Genomic DNA, 19,295 nt, shown 5'->3' with positions numbered 1-19,295 from the left:
GGGATATCGCACGTGCCATCATTTTCCCGTAGCCTGGAAAAAGCGCTTCATCAGGCCCTCGCTTACGCCAACGAGCGTCAGCAGGAATACGCAACGCTTGAGCACCTGCTTCTGGCCCTGCTGGATGATCAGGACGCGGCGGCGGTCATGCGCGCTTGCAACGTCGATCTCGACGTGATCCGGCGGAATCTGCTGGACTACATCGAAAACGAACTCGAAAGTCTTGTGACCGAGGGCGATGAGGATTCCAAGCCCACGGCCGGGTTCCAGCGCGTCATCCAGCGCGCGGTCATTCATGTTCAGTCGTCTGGCCGCGAGGAAGTGACCGGCGCGAATGTCCTGGTGGCGATTTTCGCTGAGCGCGAGAGCCATGCGGCCTATTTCCTCCAGGATCAGGACATGACCCGCTATGACGCGGTCAACTACATTTCTCACGGGATCGCCAAGCGCCCGGGCATGTCCGAAACGCGGCCCGTGGAGGGCGCCGATGAGGATGAGGCGATCGCCAGCGCGGCGCCGGGCGGGGACAAGAAGGCTGCCAACCAGAAAACCGATGCGCTTGAAGCCTATTGCGTCAATTTGAACCTGAAGGCGGAAAAGGGGAAGATCGATCCGCTCATCGGCCGTGACAGCGAAATTCAGCGCACGATTCAGATTCTGTGCCGCAGATCGAAAAACAATCCCCTCTTTGTCGGCGATCCCGGCGTTGGGAAAACAGCCATCGCGGAAGGCCTTGCGCACCGCATCGTCAATGGCGATGTGCCGGAAGTCCTGAAGGACGCGACCATTTTCTCGCTCGACATGGGCGCGCTTCTGGCCGGGACCCGTTATCGGGGCGATTTCGAGGAACGCCTGAAGCAGGTGGTGAAGGAAATCGAGGATTATCCCGGCGCGGTGATGTTCATCGACGAGATCCACACGGTGATCGGGGCCGGCGCCACTTCGGGCGGGGCCATGGATGCATCCAATTTGCTGAAGCCGGCTCTGGCGTCAGGCGCCATCCGGTGCATCGGATCGACAACCTACAAGGAATACCGCCAATTCTTTGAAAAGGACCGGGCGCTTGTGCGGCGGTTTCAAAAAATCGATGTCAACGAACCGACCATTCCCGATGCGATCGACATCCTGAAGGGCCTGAAGCCGTATTTCGAGGACTTCCACAAGGTCAGATACACCAACGATGCCATCAAGACAGCGGTGGAATTGTCGGCGAAATACATTTCCGACCGCAAATTGCCGGACAAGGCGATCGACGTTTTGGACGAAACCGGCGCCTCGCAAATGCTCGTGCCTGAAAACCGCCGCCGCAAGACGATCGGCGTCAAGGAGATCGAGATCACCATCGCGACGATGGCGCGGATTCCACCGAAGTCCGTGTCGAAGGACGATGCGGAGGTGCTCTCAAATCTGGGCGTTGAACTCAAGCGTGTCGTGTATGGACAGGATGCGGCCATCGAGACCCTGTCGTCCGCCATCAAGCTTGCCCGGGCAGGTTTGCGTGAGCCTGACAAGCCAATCGGCAGCTACCTGTTTTCCGGTCCGACCGGTGTGGGCAAGACCGAGGTGGCCCGCCAGTTAGCATCGTCGCTTGGCGTCGAACTCATTCGTTTCGACATGTCGGAATACATGGAGCGGCACACCGTGTCCCGGCTGATCGGCGCGCCTCCCGGATATGTCGGGTTCGATCAGGGCGGCCTGTTGACCGACGGTGTGGATCAGCATCCCCATTGTGTCCTGTTGCTCGATGAGATCGAGAAAGCGCACCAGGATCTCTACAACATCCTCCTGCAGGTGATGGATCATGGCAAGCTGACCGATCACAACGGCAAGCAGGTGGACTTCCGCAATGTGATCCTGATCATGACCACAAATGCCGGCGCTTCAGACATGGCCAAGGAACCGGTGGGCTTCAATCGGGTCAAGCGGGAAGGCGAGGATCAGGAGGCCATCAACAAGCTGTTCACGCCGGAATTCCGGAACCGTCTCGATGCGGTCATCCCCTTTGGCAATCTGCCGATCGAGGTCGTGTATCAGGTCGTCGAAAAGTTTGTCATGCAACTCGAGGCACAACTGGCCGATCGCGGGGTGACGTTCGAACTCACCGAGGGCGCGACCAAATGGCTTGCCAACAAGGGTTATGACAGTCAAATGGGTGCCCGGCCGCTCGGCCGGGTCATCCAGGAGCACATCAAGCGGCCTTTGGCCGACGAGGTTCTGTTTGGGAAGCTCCAGAAAGGCGGGACCGTCAAGGTGTCTGTCTCTGAGGACGAGGCCGGGTTGCTTCTGGAAAGCGTGGAAGAACGCAAGACACCGCCGGCAAAACCGAAGGACAAGGTCAAGGCAAAACCGAAGCGCAGACGCAAGCCCGTGGCGGCGAAACCCGCTGCGGCCAAGTCGGCCATCAAACCCTCGGATGGCAAGGGCGGCACCGCGAAGAAGAGCCTGGTCCCGAAGGTTCCGCTGGCCGATTAGGCACCGGGCGGCGTCCGGTCCTTGCGGATGAAATCGGCCGGATCATTGAACGGGCGCAGACGATGCGCCCGTTTTGTTGTGCGTCAAAGTGGCGTGTTGATTCGCGCATGCGCTTGGAAGGACCTGTGAGGTAGATTCGGTTTGTCCCAGTGCCGCGCGCTGCTAATTGTCACTTGATTTCAGGTCCGCGATCAACGCTCTCGTCGCGAGGCTTTTCCCAGCTTCCTGCATCGTGAGATACGTCTGGTCCGCGCCCGCCTTTGTGATCTTTTCAACATGATCTGCGTGCAGCGCGTGGCTAACGACCGTGCCGGTGAAGCCGCGTGCGCGGAGCATGCGGGCGGCGACCAGTTTGGCTTCCAGATCGTCCATCGCCAGGATCGCCGATGAAATACCGCTGAGATCCACACCGTTCCAGAAGTTGCTGTCTTCGGCATCGGCAAAGATGACGTGAAGACCATTCTCGGCATGGGCTTTTGCCTTGTAGATGTCCGCATCGAGGCCGACTGGCCGGCGCCCTTCCGCCAACAGGGCTTCATACGCGGCGGTTCCGGTGCGGCCCATGCCGAACACCAGCACGTCGGCGTCGCCCAGATCCTTCGGCTGTTCATCCGGGTGCCGGGTCACCCGCTCGAAGCGCTGGAGTTGCGGCTCGAAGCGCTCAAACAGCGGATGCGCGAACCTGTTGAGCGGCGCTGCAATCAGGAAGGAAACCGAGACGGCGATGGCCAGTGGGACGAGGAAGGATTCGGCGGCGGGAATCCCCGCCGCCACGATCAGACCGAACTCGCTATAGGCGGTCAATGAGAGTGCGGTGATGAACGAGGTCCGGGCCCGTAGCTTGAAGGCAAGCAGGACGAAAAAGAACAACAGACCCTTCAGTGGCAAGAGCAGCCCGATCACAGCCGCGAAAGCCAGCGCATCCCAGTCTGGCAGGCCGGACATCCCGATCGAAAGGAAAAAGCCGACAAGGAAGACTTCCTTCAAGGACCAGAGCGACTTCGACAGCTCCCCGGATTTCGGGTGTCCGGACAACAAGAGCCCCATCACCAGCGCACCGATTTCTCCCTTCAGACCGATCAGTTCGAAACCGACGCCGCCAATCACAAGGCTCAACATCATGCCGGTCAGGACAAGAACTTCATCATGCCCGGCAAGATCGAGGATCTTGAACAACACCGGGCGCAAGAGAGGCGTTGCAAAGATCAGCAGCGCCCAGGGACCGGGCATTTTTCCGGCAAACACCGCGAGCACCACAAGGGCGATGATGTCTTGTACGATCAAGATCCCGATGGCCGTGCGGCCATGGAAGCTGCCCAGTTCCCGTTTCGCTTCCAGCATCTTGGCTGACAGAACCGTTGATGAGAAAGCAAGGGCAATGCCGACAAGAACCGCGGTCATCCAATCCGAGGTGAACAACAGGCGGATGATCGGTGTAAACAGGGCAACGGAAAAGGCGAAGTGGATGAGCGCTCCGCCGACCACCTGGGGTTCCGCGATCTGGCGCAATTTCAGTTTCAGGCCGATTGTGAACAGCAGAATCATGACGCCAAGATCAGCGATATATTCCAGGATCGGTCCCGTGGTGGAGGGCATGCCGAACTTGGGCCCGACGAGATTGATGCAGAACCCCGCGGCAAGGAAGCCGACCAGCGGCGGTAAACCGATTTGGCGCACCGCGAGCCCGAACACAAACGCGGCTCCGATCGAAAATGCTTCGAAAACCATTCTTCCTCCACGGTAAACTACAAGTGTCGCTGCCCTTGAACGTGTAGCGCCCAAAGGTTTGAAACTATCTTGCGTTGTCCAACGGTAAATGACAGCCGATGTTTAAGAAGGCGTGTCGGTGTCTGGAAATACGTAGCAATACGCGGTGGCCACCCCGGCCAGGGCCGGTCTGAAACCGAGCAGCCGCGGGATGGAGCGCAGGCGGCTGGACAGGAAATTCGGAAGAAGATAAGGCTGCCTTATCAAGTTGGCAAAGTCACCCGAGTGCCGCCCATGACCGTTCCGCAAGAGCCTCAGCCGCCGTCGCCCCCGGCAGACGCGTCCGGGTGCGGGCGTGTCTGGTTTTTCCGCGGTGCCCGCGCGGCCATTTCCATTCCGGCGCTCATCCTGACTGCGGCCTTTGTCGGATATGCGGGTTTGGCGCGCGAAAGCGGATTGAGCCTTGCGGAAACGCTGGCGATGACCGGGTTCGTCTGGGCGCTGCCCTCGATTGTCGTTCTCACCGGCGCCATGACGTCCGGCATGGGAATTCTGCCTGCCGCCTTCGCGGTTGCCCTGGCTTCCGTGCGCCTGATGCCGATGACGATGGCGTTGATGCCCTTGATCAAGGTGCCGGGAAAAACCCGGACCTGGCAATTGCTGGTCGCATCGCACTTCGTCGCGGTGACCGCGTGGGTTTATGCCATGCGCAACCTTCCCGACTTGCCGAAAGAGGGGAGGCTGCCCTTTTTCGTCGGTTTTGGCGCGGCGGTTTCCGGTTTCGTATTCTGCATGACCGGAATTGCCTATGTGCTTGTCGACCGGATGCCGCCGATGGTGGCGGGAGCCTTGTTCCTTCTGACCCCAGTTTACTTTCTCTGCTCGCTTTGGGGGGCGGCGCGCCTCTTGGCGGACAAGGCCGCCATGATCGCCGGACTTGTCCTGGGACCGGTTTTCTTTGTCCTGCTGCCGGGTCTCGATCTGCTGTGGACCGGACTGGCCGGCGGAACCCTGGCGTATTTGGCCACGCGGATCTGGCGAAGGAGCCGCTCGTGACCGAGGCTCTGATGCAAACCTGGTGGGGACCGTTCGCGATCATTCTGATCGCGGGATGGATCGCGACCGATGTATGGCGCTGGATCGGTGTGTTTGCGGGCGGCCGGCTCAGAGAGGACGGCGAACTCCTCATCTGGGTGCGCTGCGTCGCCACCGCGCTGGTCGCCGGGGTCATATCCAAGCTTGTCTTCTTCCCGCAAGGGGCGCTTGCCGACACACCGCTCTGGCTCCGGCTGCTGGCGATGGCGTGTGGGTTTGCCGCTTTCCTCAGTCTCCGTCAAAGCGTGATCATTGGCGTCCTGACGGGCGTCTCCGTGCTGGTCGCCGGATGGATGGCCCTTTAGCGCGGGGCACGGCCACAACCCACCATTCCTGATGTTTCGCCTTTCCCTCCATGCACGCCGTGATGGCTTTCATGGCAACCTGGTATGCGGTCCATCTGCGGTTCGTTTTCTACCCGCTCATCGTTGTGAACACGCTGATGATGCCGGCCACGCTTCTCCATGGCGGGCATCATCTGGTCGATCTTTTTGGCGGTGTGGCGGTATTCGCGATCGGCGTTTTTGCGGCCAGAAGGATTGTCGGCGATCGGCCCCGTGCCGGCGAAAAGTGTGGTGCTGCCGCCCTGGCCTGATCACCTTGCCATGATCTGTTATTCGAGCACGGCCCGGATTTTTGCGGCATTGGCCATGAGAACATCCGGGTCGGCCATCTGGCCGGTATGCGGTTTCAGGGCGACCCCTTCGAAACGCGGAATAACGTGGACATGCGTGTGGAACACGACCTGCCCGCCTGCCGGCTCGGAGAACTGCTGTATGGTTGTTCCGTCTGCATCGAATGCGGCTTTGACCGCACGGGCCATGCGCTGCGCGGTGCTCATCACCGCGTGGAGATCGTCGGTCGCGATGTCAAAAATATTGCGCGAGGGAGCCTTTGGGATGACGAGGACATGCCCGTCGCCGCGCGGCATGATGTCCATGATCACCACAGTCTTGGCGTCTTCAAAAACCTTGTGGCTGGGGAGGTCTCCCCTGAGGATTTTCGCGAAGACATTCTGGTCGTCATATGCGGGTACGGACATGAGCGGGGGATCCTTGGCGGGTGCTGATTGATGGCGGCAGACTAGCGAGAAAAGCCAAGTGCGGGCAAGATCAAAGCCAATGGCCGGACTTGAGAAACTGAGTCAACTGATCGCAAAAAGGTCCTGCGCTCAACGTGTTGGGCCAAGCTGCTCAGATGCCGGTATTGTCATTTGTCCCTACGGAAGGGGGCGTGTTCGCTCAAGACGCGGTTCTCGTGCTCAACAGCCATGCGTTCGCGCTCCAGGAAGTCGGCGACCGCATCATGCAAGCCTTCATGGGCGATCCAGTGGGCGGATCGCGTTGTGACCGGAAGATAGCCGCGTGCCAGTTTGTGGGCGCCCTGTGCGCCGGCTTCCACCCGTGTCAATCGGTTCTGGATGGCGAAATCGATCGCTTGATAGTAACAGACCTCGAAATGCAGATAGGGGTGATGTTCGGTGCAACCCCAATGACGGCCGAACAGGGTTTGCGATCCGATGAAATTCAGAGCGCCGGCAATGTATTTGCCCTCCCGTTTCGCCATGACCAGCAGTATCCTGTCGGCCATCTTCTCGCTGACACGGGAAAAAAACGCCCGGTTCAGGTAGGGGCGGCCCCATTTGCGGGCGCCAGTGTCCTCGTAAAACGCGTGGAACGCGTCCCAATGCGCCTCGGACAAGTCGCCGCCTGTGATCCACTCGATCTCGATGCCCGCGCTCAAGGCCTCGCGCCGTTCCTTCTTGATGGCTTTGCGTTTGCGGGAGGCTAGATCGCCCAGAAAGGCATCGAAGCTGTCATATCCCTTGTTTTCGAAATGAAACTGCTGGTCGGTGCGTTGCAGATATCCGAGCTTCCCAAGCGCGTCCCATTCGCCATGAGTCAGGAAGGTTGCATGAACCGAGGAAGCTCCACTGCGCTTGCAGACCTGCACCAGCCCGGATGCCAGTGCCTGCAGGCCCGCATCATGGTCAATTGCGGGGCTTACCAGAAAACGCCGGCCCGTTGCGGGGGTAAACGGCACGGAGACTTGCAGTTTCGGGTAGTACTGGCCACCGGCCCGGTAAAAGGCATCCGCCCAGCCATAGTCGAAAACATATTCGCCTTGGGAGTGGCTTTTCAGATAAGCGGGCACTGCGCCCCAGATTGCCCCGTTCTCGCTCTCCAAAACGAGGTGGCGCGGCGCCCAGCCGGTGCGGCCGGTAGCGCAACCGGTTTCTTCGAGAGAGCTTAAAAATGCATGAGAAATGAACGGGTTGAAGTCAATGCCTTCATAGGTTGAATCAGCTGGTTCGAGAAGTGATTCAAGTTCTTTGACCATCTTGTCCGCGATGGTGGAGCGCGATAGACGGCCACCGTCAGCCATGCACCATCCCGGATTGGCCACCGAGTCCCAGTCCGCCGCTGCAATCTCATGCAGTCCGGAGAGGATGCGCAACCGGGCGGTGGTTGTGTCCAGATCGCTCATTGCACTCATGGCATGGGTCCAGGCGTTGTTGCTCAGGTGCGAAGGTAGCGTCTGGCAGAGGGTTAGCAAGGGCCGTCATTGTGTGCGGTTGTCGGGATCGAACCCCTCGAAAACGATCTGATCGGCATGCTGGGCGGCGCGTTGCCTGTCTTCCGTTGTCCGCACTGTCCAGGCCATGATGGGGCGTTTGAAGACACGCCGGAGCACGGAAGGCCCCACGGCCGGCAGATCCCGCACGCTGTAGGACACGAAATGCGGACGGGTTCTGGGAAAATGCAGCATGTGCCTGAGCGCGAACCGGTGGACTTGCGACAAGCGCGCGCTGTCGCCGCGCGCCGGCATGCTGTCAGCGACGATCCCGCGCAAGACTGATGGATTATGCGCACGCGCGACACCCAGCATGTCCGGGTCGAAGGACTTGATTGCGGCCGGCCCCTGATAAGCGGCGACCTGATCCACCACATTGCGGACGAAGGGATTTTGCGCCCCGGGCTTCATCCAGGACTTGATCTCGATGACCAGCGGGACTTTTCCTTGCACGAGATCGAACAGGTCCTGAAGGAGCCAGAGACGGTCGCCGCCGGTTCGCATGGACAACCCGGTCAAGGCTGTTGACGGCAAATCCAAAACCTTTCCCGTGCCTTCTGCCAGGCGGTCCAGCGTGTAGTCATGGAAAACGAGCGCTTCGCCATCGGCGGTCTCCTGCACATCGACCTCAATGGCGAAGTCATGCTCCATGGCGGCCTTGATGGCTGAGGGGGTGTTTTCGATGCAGCCCCGGTCGGCATCGTGATAGCCACGATGGGCGATGGGCTGTTGAAAGAGAGTGTCCAGCACGGGGCGTCCGTTTGTTGATCGGTTCAAAGGGAAAAGGGGGGCGGGTCAGAGGACTTCGAAAACGGCTTCGATTTCAACGGCAGCGCCAAATGGCAGGGACGCGGCGCTGACCGCGGAGCGGGCATGGCGGCCCTTGTCGCCCATGGCCTCCACAAGGAAGTCGGACGCACCGTTGATCACTTGGGGCTGGTTTTCGAATTCGGCAGTAGAGTTCACAAATCCCACGATCTTAACCAGCCGGGCAACCTTTTCGAGATCCCCGAGCGCCGCCTGGGCCTGCGCAAGAAGGTGAATGGCGCATAGTTTTGCAGCCGCCTGTCCCTGTTCGACGCTCACATCCGCGCCCAGTTTGCCCTTGTAGGCGAGACCGTCCGGTCCCATCGGCAGCTGGCCGGATACGAACAGCTGATTGCCGGTCTGAACGAAAGGAACGTAGTTGGCGGCGGGAGCGGCCGCCTTTGGCAGATCAACACCGAGGGCTGCAAGACGGGCTGCGATGGTTTGGCTCATGGCGAAAACGACTCCAAATATGCGGGCAAGTGCCTCCGTCTTGAAACAATCCAAAACCGCCCGCAAGCAAAAAACCGGAGCAGGTCGGCAAACCGGCCCCAAACCTGAAGCCGCCGGTCGTGCCAGGCGGGGACGGCGGTGGATCACGTGCAAAAAAGGCTTCTGGGCAAACGCCTGCCCGGGTTTCCAGTGCGCTTGGATCCTACCCTTGTTTGGGAGTAGAATTGATGTCAAATACGCGTTTTGAGGATCACGGGCCGATAGATGAAACATTTCGCCGCCGTCCTGCCGTTGATCGGCATGTGTGCCTTTGCACCTGTTCTGGCCAGCGCCGCGCCCGCCAGCCTGGCCCCTCACCGGGCCGTTTATGACATGAAGCTGGAGGCTGCCAGCGCGCAGGCGGGCGTCACCGGTGTCGTCGGACGGATGGTCTATGATTTTTCAGGCAATGCGTGTGACGGCTACAGTGTGAAGTTCCGGTTCGTCACGCAATTTCAGGATCCGTCCGGGGCATCCCAAGTTACCGACCTGAGAACCACGTCCTATGAAGATGGCAAGGCCCGCAGTTTCGAGTTCCTGAGCGAGACCTACGTCAACAACAAACTCATCGAGGAAACGAGGGGCGCGGCGCGGCAGGCGGCACAAACCAAAACGGTGGAACTGGCCAAGCCTGAGAGCCGCGCGCTTGAAATCTCCGGAAACGCGCTGTTCCCGACCGAGCATTTGCGCTTCATCATATCGGCGGCCTTGAAAGGCGAGCGCTTTGTCGCGGCCGATGTGTTCGACGGATCGGAAACCGGGGACAAAGTTTATCCGACCACAGCCTTCATCGGCGCACCGCGCTCCGGTGTTGTGGCCGAAGGCGAGCGCATGGCCCTGGCGGCGCTTGCCGGCGCGGACTACTGGCCGGTCACCATTGCCTATTTCGAACCGGCAGATGGGACTTCCGGAGAACAGACCCCCGCCTATCAATTGTCGTTTCTGCTGCACGAAAACGGCGTCAGCCACGACCTGACCCTCGATTACGGCGATTTCAAGCTTTCGGGCGAACTTCAGGAGCTTGAGTTTTACGACGTCGGCGGCTGCGGTGAGAAATGATCCCCTGACGGTGTCAGTGGCTTCTCGGCTTGGCGCGCTTTGCGACATGAGTCAGGCCGAGTTCGACGGCTGAAGCGCCGAATTTGTCTTTCAAGGTGTCCATCGCCCGTTCGGCCTTTTGCCGGCGGCCAGCCTGCTGATCGACGAGATCCAGGGGATCGGCATGCGCCGCCGGTTCCAGATCTCCCACACCGATCCCGATCAGGCGAAAGCGCCGCCCGTCGCATTCGGGCGCAAGCAATTCTCCGCCGGTGCGGAAGATCCTGTCCGCCAGCTGGGTCGGGTCCGCCAGGTGGCGGGAGCGGGTGATTGTCTTGAAGTCCGCCGTCTTGAGCTTCAGCGTGATGCCGCGGCCCGACAGCTCGGCCTTTTTTAGCCGGGCCGATACCTTTTCCGACAATTCCCTCAGGATCGGCCGTAAGGTTTGCAGGTCGGCGATATCGGACGAAAAGGTCGTTTCCGAACTGATGCTCTTTGCGCCGCGTTCCGGACTGACATGCCGGTCGTCGTCCCCGCTTGCGAGCTGGGCCAGCCTGAGGCCCATGGCCCCGTAGCGCCGCGCAAGGTCCGACGGATCCATCAGTTGCAACTGGCCGATCGACTTGATGCCATCGGCGGCCAGCTTGCGCTGGAACACCTTTCCAACGCCCCAGATCAGCCCGACCGGTTGCCGGGCGAGGAATTCTTTCGCTTCCCCCGCGCCGATGACGGAAAATCCCCGCGGCTTCTCCAGGTCGGAGGCGACCTTGGCGAGGAACTTGTTCGGGGCAAGACCAACCGATGCGGTAATGCCGACCTCCGACTCGATGTCCCGCACCAGCCTTGCCAGCACTTCCGCCGCGCTTGCATGGTGCAGCCGTTCGGTTCCGGTGAGATCCAGAAAGGCCTCATCGATCGACAGCGGTTCGACCAGCGGCGTGAGGGCCTGCATCCGTTCGCGGATCTGCTTGCCGGCACGGACATATTTTTCCATGTCGGGCTTGATCACCACGGCATCCGGGCAGGCCTCGAGAGCCTTGAACATGGGCATGGCGGACCGGACACCATAAATCCGGGCGATGTAGCAACACGTGGAGACGACGCCGCGCTGTCCGCCGCCGACGATCACGGGCCGGTCGGCCAGCTCGGGATTGTCGCGTTTCTCGATCGCGGCGAAAAAGGCATCGCAATCAAGATGCGCGATGGTGAGTTGATCGAGTTCCGGATGAGACACAAGCCGCGGACTGCCGCATGCGGGACATCGGGCCTTGCCGGCGGCCGGCCGGTGCCCACAGTCCCGGCACAGGGCCAGGGACGCCGCCGGTCGTGTTTGTGAACCTGTCATGAGGTGCCGGTCTGAGCCTTGCCGCCTTCGGATCGGTCGCGCGATCTTACAAAATACGCTCGATGAATGCGGTTGTCTCGTCCCAATCGCCGGTCAAGAGCGCGATGAAGGGCTCGGGCTCCACCATCTCCCGGAATCGCTGATCGGCCACGAACTGGATCTGCACGGCGGAGGGCAGGCTCGCCCGGACCGATTGGTGGTTGGCTGGGCTGTCATCGATGAAGACCACGGGACCCTGTCTGCGCGCGGCAAGGGCTGCGACGGCCCCACCCTTGGGTCCGGTATTGGTGACAACGGGAAACGGCAGGCCGCGCGAGGCGAGCAGGCTTTCCCGAATCTGCTTGTTGTGCGGCCCCGGCAAATTCGTCAGGAAGATCACATCCCAATGCTCGGCCAGGCCTGTCAGGGCCATTTCGGCTCCCTCGACAAGCTCCTGACGGTGCGTGTGCCCATCGAAAAAGGCCTGGATATGCCGCTTCACATGGTCCGCGGACAGGGGAGTCGGGTCATCGATCCGGGCGATGTTGCCGGTCAGCCGGTATTCCGGCCGCAGAAAAACCAGTCCCTCACCATGCAAGTAAGCCTCCAGATGCCGGATGAGGTGCAGCACCACTTCATCGACATCGCAGATGATCAATTGCCGCGAAGACAGGGGAAGCCGCTCGATCTGATCGAGCACGGATCGGGAGGCGCGGCCGGGTTCACTCATCGCCGCCAAGCTCTCCTGCCAGCACATACCGGGCGGCGGCGATCATGGTCGGGCGGACCCCGCTGTTCTCGCAAAAGGTCAGAAGCAGCGCCTCATCGCCCATGTAGAATTCCAGGACACCGGCCAGAAAGCCCGGTTCGGCGGCCGCCAGACGAATCGTTTCCGGACCGATGCCGCTGACCGCCAGGAACCGGCCGACCAATTCCGGCTCCTTCGTCAGTTGCAGAAGCGCCTGGGTTGCAATTTCCTGCGCGGTCTCAAGCGGCATCGAGGGGCTGTGTCCGTTGCGCATCAAGATTTTTGCCTTTCCGAAACAATTCCGCGCTAGATACAATGGGATGAGAAGTGGGGCGAGCGCCCGCGCCGGGGTGGCGCGGCGTTCGGAGCAGAGATAGGGACCCGGCAGATGCCGGGAAAAGGGCCGTCTTATGGCAAAGACCGTGTTGATTGTAGAAGACAACGAGCTGAACATGAAGCTGTTTCATGATCTGCTTGAAGCGCACGGTTACAACACCCTGCAGACCCGTACCGGCATGGAAGCGCTGGAACTGGCCCGCTTGCACAAGCCGGACCTGATCCTGATGGACATCCAGTTGCCGGAGGTTTCCGGTCTTGAAGTGACCAAGTGGATCAAGGAAGACGAAGACCTTGCCCCCATTCCGATCATCGCCGTGACCGCGTTTGCGATGAAGGGCGATGAGGAACGTATCCGGCAAGGGGGCTGCGAGGCGTATATCTCCAAGCCGATCTCGGTGGCCCGCTTTCTTGATACGGTCCGCTCCTATATCGGCAGCGAAACGGGCTGATTTGCGGGCCGGTCCGGATTAATCCTAACAATTTACTAAAATTGCCGTTTCCATGTGCATATTTTCGCGCATGTATTGAATTGCGGCCGCGCATAGGTAATGTGACGGGCAGATAACAGGTAATATTCCGGTGCCGATCTTTCCGGAACCTGTTGACACAACATAGTGTTCCCTACGGAGTGCTCAGGTCCGCCGCATCTCCTGGGTCCGTGGGGCAGACCGGTGGGGAGGCGGGACGAAGAGTGGCCTCCTCGATACCCCGCCTTCCACCGGTCACCCTTTCGCGTCAACCTCACCGCCGCGCTTTCGCTAACCTGTTTCTCGTCATGGGCTTCGTAGAAGTGACAGGTATTTTTTTGTATCGAAACTGTTCATGGTTGCTTAAATAGTGATCATTTACCCTTCCAGACCGTTGAGAGTGGAGGGGACAAGATGCGATTTCTATCGAGGGTTAATATCTCTACGGCGATGGTTATCGCCAATTCCGGTTTTTTGCTTCTTGCAATGCTTGTTGTTGGTTTTATTGTCTACCATGTGGCGAGTGGTCAGGCTGCACAATCTGCAACAGACAAGCAAAACGAAAGCTTGCGCGCAGCCGCAACGCTTTTTGCAGAGCGGATCGACGGCGCGAAGATAAGCTGGAACTCTGATGGAAACGTCCGCAGGATCGAGCTTGAGGCACTGCCGGAGTTTACAAACCACGACCTGATCGAGAGCATCACGCGCATAACCGGTGAAACCGCGACCGTGTTCGCCTGGGATGAGGAAACACGGGATTTCTGGCGCAGGACAACAAATATCATCAAACCTGATGGGAACCGGGCCGTCGGAACGCCGCTTGGCGTCAACGGGGCCGTTTATCCGGTGATCATGGCGGGGAACACGTTCATCGGACAAGCCACTATCCTAGGTAAGGAATACTACACGATCTACGAGCCCATTTTCACGCCATCCGGCGATACGATAGGCATTTTGTATGCTGGTGTGGAGCAAAAGACAGTGCTGGCCAATGTCTGGGAACTGGTTTCGTCCTTCGTGATGTGGACCATTCCGGTCACCGTGGTCTTTGTGGCCTTGTCGTGGTTCCTGATCAGCCGTCTCCTCAAACCGGTCACCGAGCTTGCCCAAGCGACGCGGAACATTGCCGAGGACAATCTGGAGATCGAGATTCCCTTCATCGACCGGCACGACCAGATCGGTGAGCTGGCGCAGTCGGTCGACACGTTGAAGGCGCGCTCGATCGAGCGGAGGGAACTGGCTGAGGGTCAGGCGCAGGATCAGGAAGCGCGGCAGCAGCGTCAGGAGTCCGTTCAGGCGCTGATCGCTGATTTCCGGGCGAATGCTCTGGATCTTCTGGGGTCTGTGGAACAAACCGCAGCCAATCTGGACGGCACGGCCGAAGACCTTCGCAAGCTTGCGCAAGAAAGCGCCGGGCACGCAACCGACACCTCGCAATCTTCGCAAGCCACCTCGGCGAATGTGCAGACCGTTGCCAGCGCGGCGGAGGAATTGGCCGCCTCGATCGGCGAAATCTCGTCACAAGTTGCGCGCACGACCGACATCGTTGGCCGGGCAACGGAAGGCACCCGGACAACCAACGAAAAGGTTGAGGGACTGGCGCAATCGGCCGCCAAGATCGGCGAGGTGGTGACGCTTATTCAGGCCATTGCGGAACAGACCAACCTTCTTGCCCTGAACGCCACCATTGAAGCGGCACGCGCCGGGGAAGCCGGCAAGGGCTTTGCGGTCGTTGCCGCGGAGGTGAAGGAACTGGCAACCCAGACATCCAAGGCGACGGAAGAGATCGGGTCTCAGATTTCCGCGATCCAGGAGGCCACGCGCGAATCGGCCGAAGCGATTGCGGAAATCACCGGCACCATGGAAGAAGTGAACCAGTACACGTCGGTGATTGCCGCGGCCGTTGAGCAACAGGGCGCCGCAACCACGGAGATTTCGCAAAACGTCCAGCGTGCTTCGGACGGGACACAGGCTGTCTCCGACAATATGGGCAGGCTCTTGGGCGCCGTTGAAAGCACCTCGCAGTCCTCCGAACGGGTCCTGGAAGCTTCCAGCGAGGTCGGCCAGAAGACGGTACAGCTCAAGACCGAGGTTGAACGTTTCCTTGCCGGCGTCGCCGCCGCCTAGGTCAGCGGGCGTTTCGAACAAAACGCCCTAAGATGCGCTATGCGCAATTCCCGGTCAGGCTGTAGCGATGCGCTCCGGCCTGACCGGAAACACTCCAACGGATCACGGCGCTTGGTCGGCAAAAAGCCCGCGGTGCATAGGCGCCGCGGGCTTTTTCGATCCGTTCAGCCGGGTCTGCCCCAGGGCTTACTTGATTTTCGCTTCCTTGAACTCGACGTGCTTTTTGGCAACCGGGTCATACTTCCGCTTGACCATCTTGTCGGTCATCGTGCGGGAGTTTTTCTTGGTCACGTAAAAGAAGCCGGTGTCGGCGGTCGAGAGAAGTTTGATCTTGATGGTTGTCGCCTTGGCCATGGCCTTGCTTCCTGTGTTTTTCTTGGGTCGGGCAAACGGTTCTTGTGGCCAGGATGGCTGGCGATCAATCTGCCCCTGTCTATGAAATCAGCGCGCAAAGTACTCAAGACGCCGCTAAAGTCAAGTCTTGCCTGAAGCCGCCATGCAGCAGCGGCTGTGTGCTCCGCATTTTTTGCGTTCGAGGTCCGGCAGCACCGGGCCGCCGCCGCATGGCCGGTTACAGAAGGTCCCGGCGGAAGTCGTCCTTGCGAAAATAGTAGAAAGGCACAGGGGTGTCTGGCGAGAGGGATGGATCCGCGGCGAGCCGGTCTTCCAGGTCCTTCAATATGGTTTTGGTGATCAGGGGGATGTCTTTGCCGCGCGCTTCCTCCAGCGTGAGCCACGCGCAGTCTTCCAATTCGCCCGAGGGCCCCCGTCCGTCCGGCAACTGGTCGGCGATTGCGTCCGCGAACACGGCGAAAAACCGGGCATCGAACCGGCGCGGCCGTTTGGGCGGGGTGATTGCCCTGCCGACAAAGCGCAGCGGCTCCAGGTCGGGCAGGATGTGCCGTTCGGCAAAGGCTTCGAACCCGCTGCCAAGGGTCAACGGGGTTTGGCCGCCGCGCTGTCCCAGGAAGACACCGGCTTCCTCGTAGGTTTCGCGAATGGCAGCAAGGGCAAACGCACGAATGCGCGCCGCCGATTTCGGCGACTTGAGGTCTTTTGCCAGTTTGTGTTCAACGACCGGATGGTAGGGCCGCACGCCCTTGATCCGGGAATCGCTGGCGTCGACCCGGCCACCGGGAAAAACGAATTTACCGGGCATGAACGCGTGCTTCATGTGCCGCCGGCCCATCAGCACGCGCACAGGGGCGCCTGCCGCCTGGTCGAGAATCAGCAGCGTGCCGGCGTCCTTGGGACGAATGTAAGGATAGTTTCCGGCTTTTTCGTCGCGGGCAAACTGCCCGGCCAATCCAGTTGTCATTTGATACTCGCGGCAGGATCCGGTTCTGGCAGGTCCTCCCCAGCATCGGGATCGAAGCCATGCATGTAAAGGGCCCACTGGAGCGCCACCAGCGCGCCCTTCACCGGCCGCATGAAGGCAAAGGCCAATAGGATGGTGAGCGGGATCCAGATCGTCATGTGGATCCACAAGGCTGGACGCCACAAGACTTCGACCGCAAGCAGGGCCGGAATGATGATGTGGCCGACGATCGTGATCGTGAAATAGGGCGGAGCGTCATCGGCCCGGTGGTGATGGAACGCTTCGCCGCATGCCTCACAGGCATGGCGTGTGGCCAGAAATCCGTCAAACAGCTTGCCTTGGCCGCAGGCGGGACACTTGCCCGCCATGCCGCGGAAAATGCTGCGACGGACAGGCCGCGCAGGCTTGGTGTCCCCGGCGCTGCTGTCCGGTTGCGCGTCGGGCAATACGGTCTTGTACTGGACGTTCATCGTGGTCGCTTCCCGCGGCTGGTGTTGCCTTCGCGTTTGGCGCGCCGGGTGGGCTTGCGTTCCGGCCCCTTGCGCCCGCTGGGCCGACTTGGGGTCTTTCCCGTCTTGCGGCCGGGGCTGACCAGTTCGAACCGCAAGGCGCCAGCAAAGGGCGCCGCTTCGACGAGCCGAACATCAACCCGATCGCCAAGTTGGTAGGTTTCACCCGTCTTGTCACCCACGAGGGCATGCGACCCTTCGTCATAGCGGTAGTAATCGAGCCCGATGGTGCTGGCCGGAATAAACCCGTCCGCGCCGCTGTCGTCGAGCCGGATGAACATGCCCGACTTCACGACACCGGCGATCCGGCCCTTGAAGCTTGCGCCCACCTGATCCGCCATCCAAAGGGCGATCAGGCGGTCGATGGTGTCCCGCTCGGCCAGCATCGCGCGGCGTTCGGCCATCGAGATGTCGGCCCCGATCGCTTCGAGCTTGGCTTCGACGCCATCGGGCAGACCGTCCTTGCCCAGCCCCAGGGCCTTGATCAGACCCCGGTGGACGATGAGGTCGGCATAGCGCCGGATCGGCGAGGTGAAATGCGCGTAGCGGCGCAGGTTGAGGCCGAAATGACCGATATTGTGCGGATTGTACTCCGCCTGGGCCTGGCTGCGGAGCACGACCTCATTCACCAGATTGGCTTCCGGCGTATCCGCCACCTTCTTCAAGATGGCGTTGAAGACAGAGGGCCTCAGCCCGCCGGTGGACGGCAGCTTGATGTTCAGCGTGGACAGAAAGTCTTTGAGCGACTGGAGCTTTTCCGGGGTCGAGGCATCGTGGATGCGGTAGAGCAGGGCGGTCTTTTTCTGTTCCAGGGTTTCGGCCGCGCACACGTTCGCCTGGATCATGAATTCCTCGATCAGCTTGTGCGCGTCGAGGCGCTCCGGCACATAGACGTGGTCGACAGTGCCGTCCGCCTTCAGCTTGATCTTGCGTTCGGGCAGATCGAGTTCCAGAGGCTCGCGCGCATCCCGGCCTTTTTTCAGGCACTCATACGCGGCCCAAAGCGGCTTCAACACGCCCTCAACCAGGGTCTCGGTCTTATCGTCGGTGATGCCTTCGATGGCCTTTTGCGCCTGAATGTAGGACAGCTTGGCGCCCGAGCGCATCATCACCCTGTGAAAGGTGTGGGAGAGTTTGCGGCCATTGGCCGCAAAGACCATCCGCACGGCGAGGGCCGGGCGGTCTTCCTTTTCGCGCAGCGAGCACAGGTCGTTCGAAATCCGCTCCGGCAGCATCGGAATGACCCGGTCGGGGAAATACACCGAATTGCCGCGCAAAAGCGCCTCGCGGTCGAGCGCCGAGCCCGGCTGGACATAATGGGCCACGTCCGCAATCGCCACGTAGGCAATGAACCCGCCTTCGTTTTGCGGATCGTCATCCGGCTCGGCATAGACCGCATCGTCATGGTCTTTGGCGTCCGGGGGATCGATGGTGAGAAGCGGAATGTCCCGCCAGTCCTCCCGCTTGCCCAGACTTTCAATCCGTTTTGCGCTTTCCGCCTCAGCCTCCACGGCGGCGGGAAAGACATGCGGGATGCCGTGCTGGTGCAAGGCGATTTCCGAAACCGCCTTTTCGCTCATGATCGAGCCGAAGCGTTCCACGATCTGCGCGCGCGGATGGCCGTAGCGGCCTGAACGGGTGACTTGAACGCTCACCAGGTCGCCGTCCTCGGCCTCTTTCATGTCCTGGGGATCAACGTCGAGTTCGCGCTGTTTGCGGTCAATCGGCTCAAGATAGGGCGGACGGTTCCCGTCCCGCTTTCTCAAAATGCCGAGGAGTGCGCCCTGTTTCTTTTCAAGGATCTTGATCACCCTGGCCGCGTATTTGGCCTCGGGTCCGGTCTCGGACGTCTCGGTCAGGCGGATCAGGGCCCGGTCGCCCATGCCGGGCTGGGTCGCCTTGGTCTTGCCGGTCAGGATCAGGATGCGCGGCGGCGCACCGTTCTCCTCATCGTGCCAGTCCACCGGTTCGCCCAAAAGCTCCCCGTCTTCATCGCGGGCAATGAGATTGACGACAAAGACCGGGGGCAGGTCGCCGGGCCGGATCATCCGTTTGGAGCGTTTCTCGACCAGGCCTTCCTCGGCCAGATCCTTCAGCATCTTTTTCAGATGGATGCGCGCTCCACCGACGATACCGAAATGGCGGGCGATTTCGCGTTTGCCCGCCTTGCCGGGGTTATCGGCAACAAAGGCGAGAATGTCCTCTTTGGACGGCAACTCGCCGGGGATCTTGGCGTGCGCCCGGTTGGAGTGCTTGCGCCGCGTGGTCCTGTTCACAC

18 protein-coding genes and 1 pseudogene are annotated in these 19,295 nt (G+C 60.5%); 7 read left to right on the top strand and 12 right to left on the bottom strand.

Annotation, left to right across the window (positions count from 1 at the left end; translation table 11 throughout):
• The first annotated feature begins 12 nt into the window (after window positions 1-12).
• The gene (gene clpA / locus F0184_RS13770; RefSeq protein ID WP_150496785.1) at window positions 13-2,472 is read left to right on the top strand and encodes an ATP-dependent Clp protease ATP-binding subunit ClpA; all 2,460 of its coding nucleotides are present in this window, start codon (window positions 13-15) and stop codon (window positions 2,470-2,472) included.
• A 162-nt stretch (window positions 2,473-2,634) separates the two neighbouring features.
• Here the strand turns inward: clpA and F0184_RS13765 are convergent, their stop codons facing one another.
• On the bottom strand, window positions 2,635-4,200 hold the full coding sequence (locus F0184_RS13765) for a cation:proton antiporter family protein (RefSeq protein ID WP_150496784.1): 1,566 nt from the start codon (window positions 4,198-4,200) through the stop codon (window positions 2,635-2,637).
• A 273-nt stretch (window positions 4,201-4,473) separates the two neighbouring features.
• On the opposite strand from F0184_RS13765, the gene F0184_RS13760 reads away from it, so the two are divergent.
• From F0184_RS13760 to F0184_RS13750, 3 genes and pseudogenes are all read left to right on the top strand, one after another.
• Window positions 4,474-5,235: an AzlC family ABC transporter permease gene (locus tag F0184_RS13760; RefSeq protein WP_150496783.1), complete on the top strand. Its 762-nt coding sequence runs from the start codon at window positions 4,474-4,476 to the stop codon at window positions 5,233-5,235.
• 11 nt (window positions 5,236-5,246) lie between these two features.
• On the top strand, window positions 5,247-5,579 hold the full coding sequence (locus F0184_RS13755; RefSeq protein ID WP_150496957.1) for an AzlD domain-containing protein: 333 nt from the start codon (window positions 5,247-5,249) through the stop codon (window positions 5,577-5,579).
• A gap of 47 nt (window positions 5,580-5,626) precedes the next feature.
• Window positions 5,627-5,869 (top strand): annotated as a pseudogene (locus F0184_RS13750) (phosphatase PAP2 family protein); the annotation flags it as partial.
• Between the two features lie 18 nt (window positions 5,870-5,887).
• Here F0184_RS13750 and F0184_RS13745 read toward each other — a convergent pair.
• The 4 genes from F0184_RS13745 to F0184_RS13730 form a co-directional block, all read right to left on the bottom strand.
• Window positions 5,888-6,316 carry an HIT family protein gene (locus tag F0184_RS13745; RefSeq protein WP_150496781.1) on the bottom strand — a complete coding sequence of 143 codons (429 nt, stop codon included), beginning with the start codon at window positions 6,314-6,316 and terminating at the stop codon, window positions 5,888-5,890.
• A gap of 167 nt (window positions 6,317-6,483) precedes the next feature.
• Window positions 6,484-7,770 carry a GNAT family N-acetyltransferase gene (locus F0184_RS13740; protein ID WP_206668348.1) on the bottom strand — a complete coding sequence of 429 codons (1,287 nt, stop codon included), beginning with the start codon at window positions 7,768-7,770 and terminating at the stop codon, window positions 6,484-6,486.
• A 66-nt stretch (window positions 7,771-7,836) separates the two neighbouring features.
• Window positions 7,837-8,598, bottom strand: coding sequence for a glycerophosphodiester phosphodiesterase family protein (locus F0184_RS13735; RefSeq protein WP_150496780.1), 762 nt, complete (start codon window positions 8,596-8,598; stop codon window positions 7,837-7,839).
• 45 nt (window positions 8,599-8,643) lie between these two features.
• A complete protein-coding gene (locus F0184_RS13730; protein WP_150496779.1) occupies window positions 8,644-9,108 on the bottom strand; it encodes a RidA family protein in 465 nt (154 codons plus the stop codon).
• Window positions 9,109-9,372: 264 nt separating this feature from the next.
• Between F0184_RS13730 and F0184_RS13725 the strand changes: the two genes are divergently transcribed.
• Window positions 9,373-10,206, top strand: coding sequence for a cell envelope integrity EipB family protein (locus F0184_RS13725; RefSeq protein ID WP_150496778.1), 834 nt, complete (start codon window positions 9,373-9,375; stop codon window positions 10,204-10,206).
• Between the two features lie 13 nt (window positions 10,207-10,219).
• Here the strand turns inward: F0184_RS13725 and F0184_RS13720 are convergent, their stop codons facing one another.
• The 3 genes from F0184_RS13720 to F0184_RS13710 are packed head-to-tail and all read right to left on the bottom strand — an operon-like array spanning window position 10,220 to window position 12,531.
• Window positions 10,220-11,530 (bottom strand): DNA polymerase IV, encoded by a 1,311-nt coding sequence (locus tag F0184_RS13720; RefSeq protein ID WP_150496777.1) that lies wholly within the window; start codon window positions 11,528-11,530, stop codon window positions 10,220-10,222.
• Between the two features lie 46 nt (window positions 11,531-11,576).
• Window positions 11,577-12,239 (bottom strand): hypothetical protein, encoded by a 663-nt coding sequence (locus tag F0184_RS13715; RefSeq protein ID WP_150496776.1) that lies wholly within the window; start codon window positions 12,237-12,239, stop codon window positions 11,577-11,579.
• A complete protein-coding gene (locus tag F0184_RS13710; RefSeq protein ID WP_244299194.1) occupies window positions 12,232-12,531 on the bottom strand; it encodes a DUF3572 domain-containing protein in 300 nt (99 codons plus the stop codon). The genes F0184_RS13715 and F0184_RS13710 overlap by 8 nt, the downstream gene beginning before the upstream one ends.
• 136 nt (window positions 12,532-12,667) lie before the next feature.
• On the opposite strand from F0184_RS13710, the gene F0184_RS13705 reads away from it, so the two are divergent.
• Window positions 12,668-13,045 (top strand): response regulator, encoded by a 378-nt coding sequence (locus F0184_RS13705; protein ID WP_150496775.1) that lies wholly within the window; start codon window positions 12,668-12,670, stop codon window positions 13,043-13,045.
• 432 nt (window positions 13,046-13,477) lie between these two features.
• The gene (locus tag F0184_RS13700) at window positions 13,478-15,190 is read left to right on the top strand and encodes a methyl-accepting chemotaxis protein (protein WP_150496774.1); all 1,713 of its coding nucleotides are present in this window, start codon (window positions 13,478-13,480) and stop codon (window positions 15,188-15,190) included.
• Window positions 15,191-15,376: 186 nt separating this feature from the next.
• Here the strand turns inward: F0184_RS13700 and rpmG are convergent, their stop codons facing one another.
• The 4 genes from rpmG to rnr all read right to left on the bottom strand — a co-directional run bounded on the left by rpmG (window position 15,377) and on the right by rnr (window position 19,293).
• Window positions 15,377-15,544 (bottom strand): 50S ribosomal protein L33, encoded by a 168-nt coding sequence (gene rpmG / locus F0184_RS13695; RefSeq protein ID WP_150496773.1) that lies wholly within the window; start codon window positions 15,542-15,544, stop codon window positions 15,377-15,379.
• A gap of 217 nt (window positions 15,545-15,761) precedes the next feature.
• Window positions 15,762-16,508 carry an NUDIX hydrolase gene (locus tag F0184_RS13690; protein ID WP_150496772.1) on the bottom strand — a complete coding sequence of 249 codons (747 nt, stop codon included), beginning with the start codon at window positions 16,506-16,508 and terminating at the stop codon, window positions 15,762-15,764.
• Complete coding sequence (locus tag F0184_RS13685; protein WP_150496771.1) at window positions 16,505-16,978, bottom strand: DUF983 domain-containing protein; 474 nt, start codon at window positions 16,976-16,978, stop codon at window positions 16,505-16,507. The genes F0184_RS13690 and F0184_RS13685 overlap by 4 nt, the downstream gene beginning before the upstream one ends.
• Window positions 16,975-19,293: a ribonuclease R gene (rnr, locus tag F0184_RS13680; protein ID WP_244299205.1), complete on the bottom strand. Its 2,319-nt coding sequence runs from the start codon at window positions 19,291-19,293 to the stop codon at window positions 16,975-16,977. Before rnr ends, F0184_RS13685 begins: the two co-directional genes overlap by 4 nt.
• Between the last annotated feature and the right edge of the window lie 2 nt (window positions 19,294-19,295).

This window comes from Roseibium aquae (assembly GCF_008711285.1).
Taxonomy (GTDB): Bacteria; Pseudomonadota; Alphaproteobacteria; order Rhizobiales; family Stappiaceae; genus Roseibium; species Roseibium aquae.
The sequence above is the reverse complement of the archived record's forward strand: the minus strand, read 5'-3'. Positions and strand labels throughout refer to the sequence as shown.

Bases quoted from the DNA above. Each gene is read 5' to 3' on its own strand.
- F0184_RS13730 (WP_150496779.1), bottom strand. From the start codon at position 9,108: ATGAGCCAAACCATCGCAGCCCGTCTTGCAGCCCTCGGTGTTGATCTG.
- F0184_RS13745 (WP_150496781.1), bottom strand. From the start codon at position 6,316: ATGTCCGTACCCGCATATGACGACCAGAATGTCTTCGCGAAAATCCTC.
- F0184_RS13700 (WP_150496774.1), top strand. From the start codon at position 13,478: ATGCGATTTCTATCGAGGGTTAATATCTCTACGGCGATGGTTATCGCC.
- F0184_RS13765 (WP_150496784.1), bottom strand. From the start codon at position 4,200: ATGGTTTTCGAAGCATTTTCGATCGGAGCCGCGTTTGTGTTCGGGCTC.
- F0184_RS13715 (WP_150496776.1), bottom strand. From the start codon at position 12,239: ATGAGTGAACCCGGCCGCGCCTCCCGATCCGTGCTCGATCAGATCGAG.
- F0184_RS13760 (WP_150496783.1), top strand. From the start codon at position 4,474: ATGACCGTTCCGCAAGAGCCTCAGCCGCCGTCGCCCCCGGCAGACGCG.
- rpmG (WP_150496773.1), bottom strand. From the start codon at position 15,544: ATGGCCAAGGCGACAACCATCAAGATCAAACTTCTCTCGACCGCCGAC.
- F0184_RS13755 (WP_150496957.1), top strand. From the start codon at position 5,247: ATGCAAACCTGGTGGGGACCGTTCGCGATCATTCTGATCGCGGGATGG.
- F0184_RS13740 (WP_206668348.1), bottom strand. From the start codon at position 7,770: ATGAGTGCAATGAGCGATCTGGACACAACCACCGCCCGGTTGCGCATC.
- F0184_RS13725 (WP_150496778.1), top strand. From the start codon at position 9,373: ATGAAACATTTCGCCGCCGTCCTGCCGTTGATCGGCATGTGTGCCTTT.
- F0184_RS13720 (WP_150496777.1), bottom strand. From the start codon at position 11,530: ATGACAGGTTCACAAACACGACCGGCGGCGTCCCTGGCCCTGTGCCGG.
- F0184_RS13690 (WP_150496772.1), bottom strand. From the start codon at position 16,508: ATGACAACTGGATTGGCCGGGCAGTTTGCCCGCGACGAAAAAGCCGGA.
- F0184_RS13710 (WP_244299194.1), bottom strand. From the start codon at position 12,531: ATGCGCAACGGACACAGCCCCTCGATGCCGCTTGAGACCGCGCAGGAA.
- F0184_RS13705 (WP_150496775.1), top strand. From the start codon at position 12,668: ATGGCAAAGACCGTGTTGATTGTAGAAGACAACGAGCTGAACATGAAG.
- F0184_RS13685 (WP_150496771.1), bottom strand. From the start codon at position 16,978: ATGAACGTCCAGTACAAGACCGTATTGCCCGACGCGCAACCGGACAGC.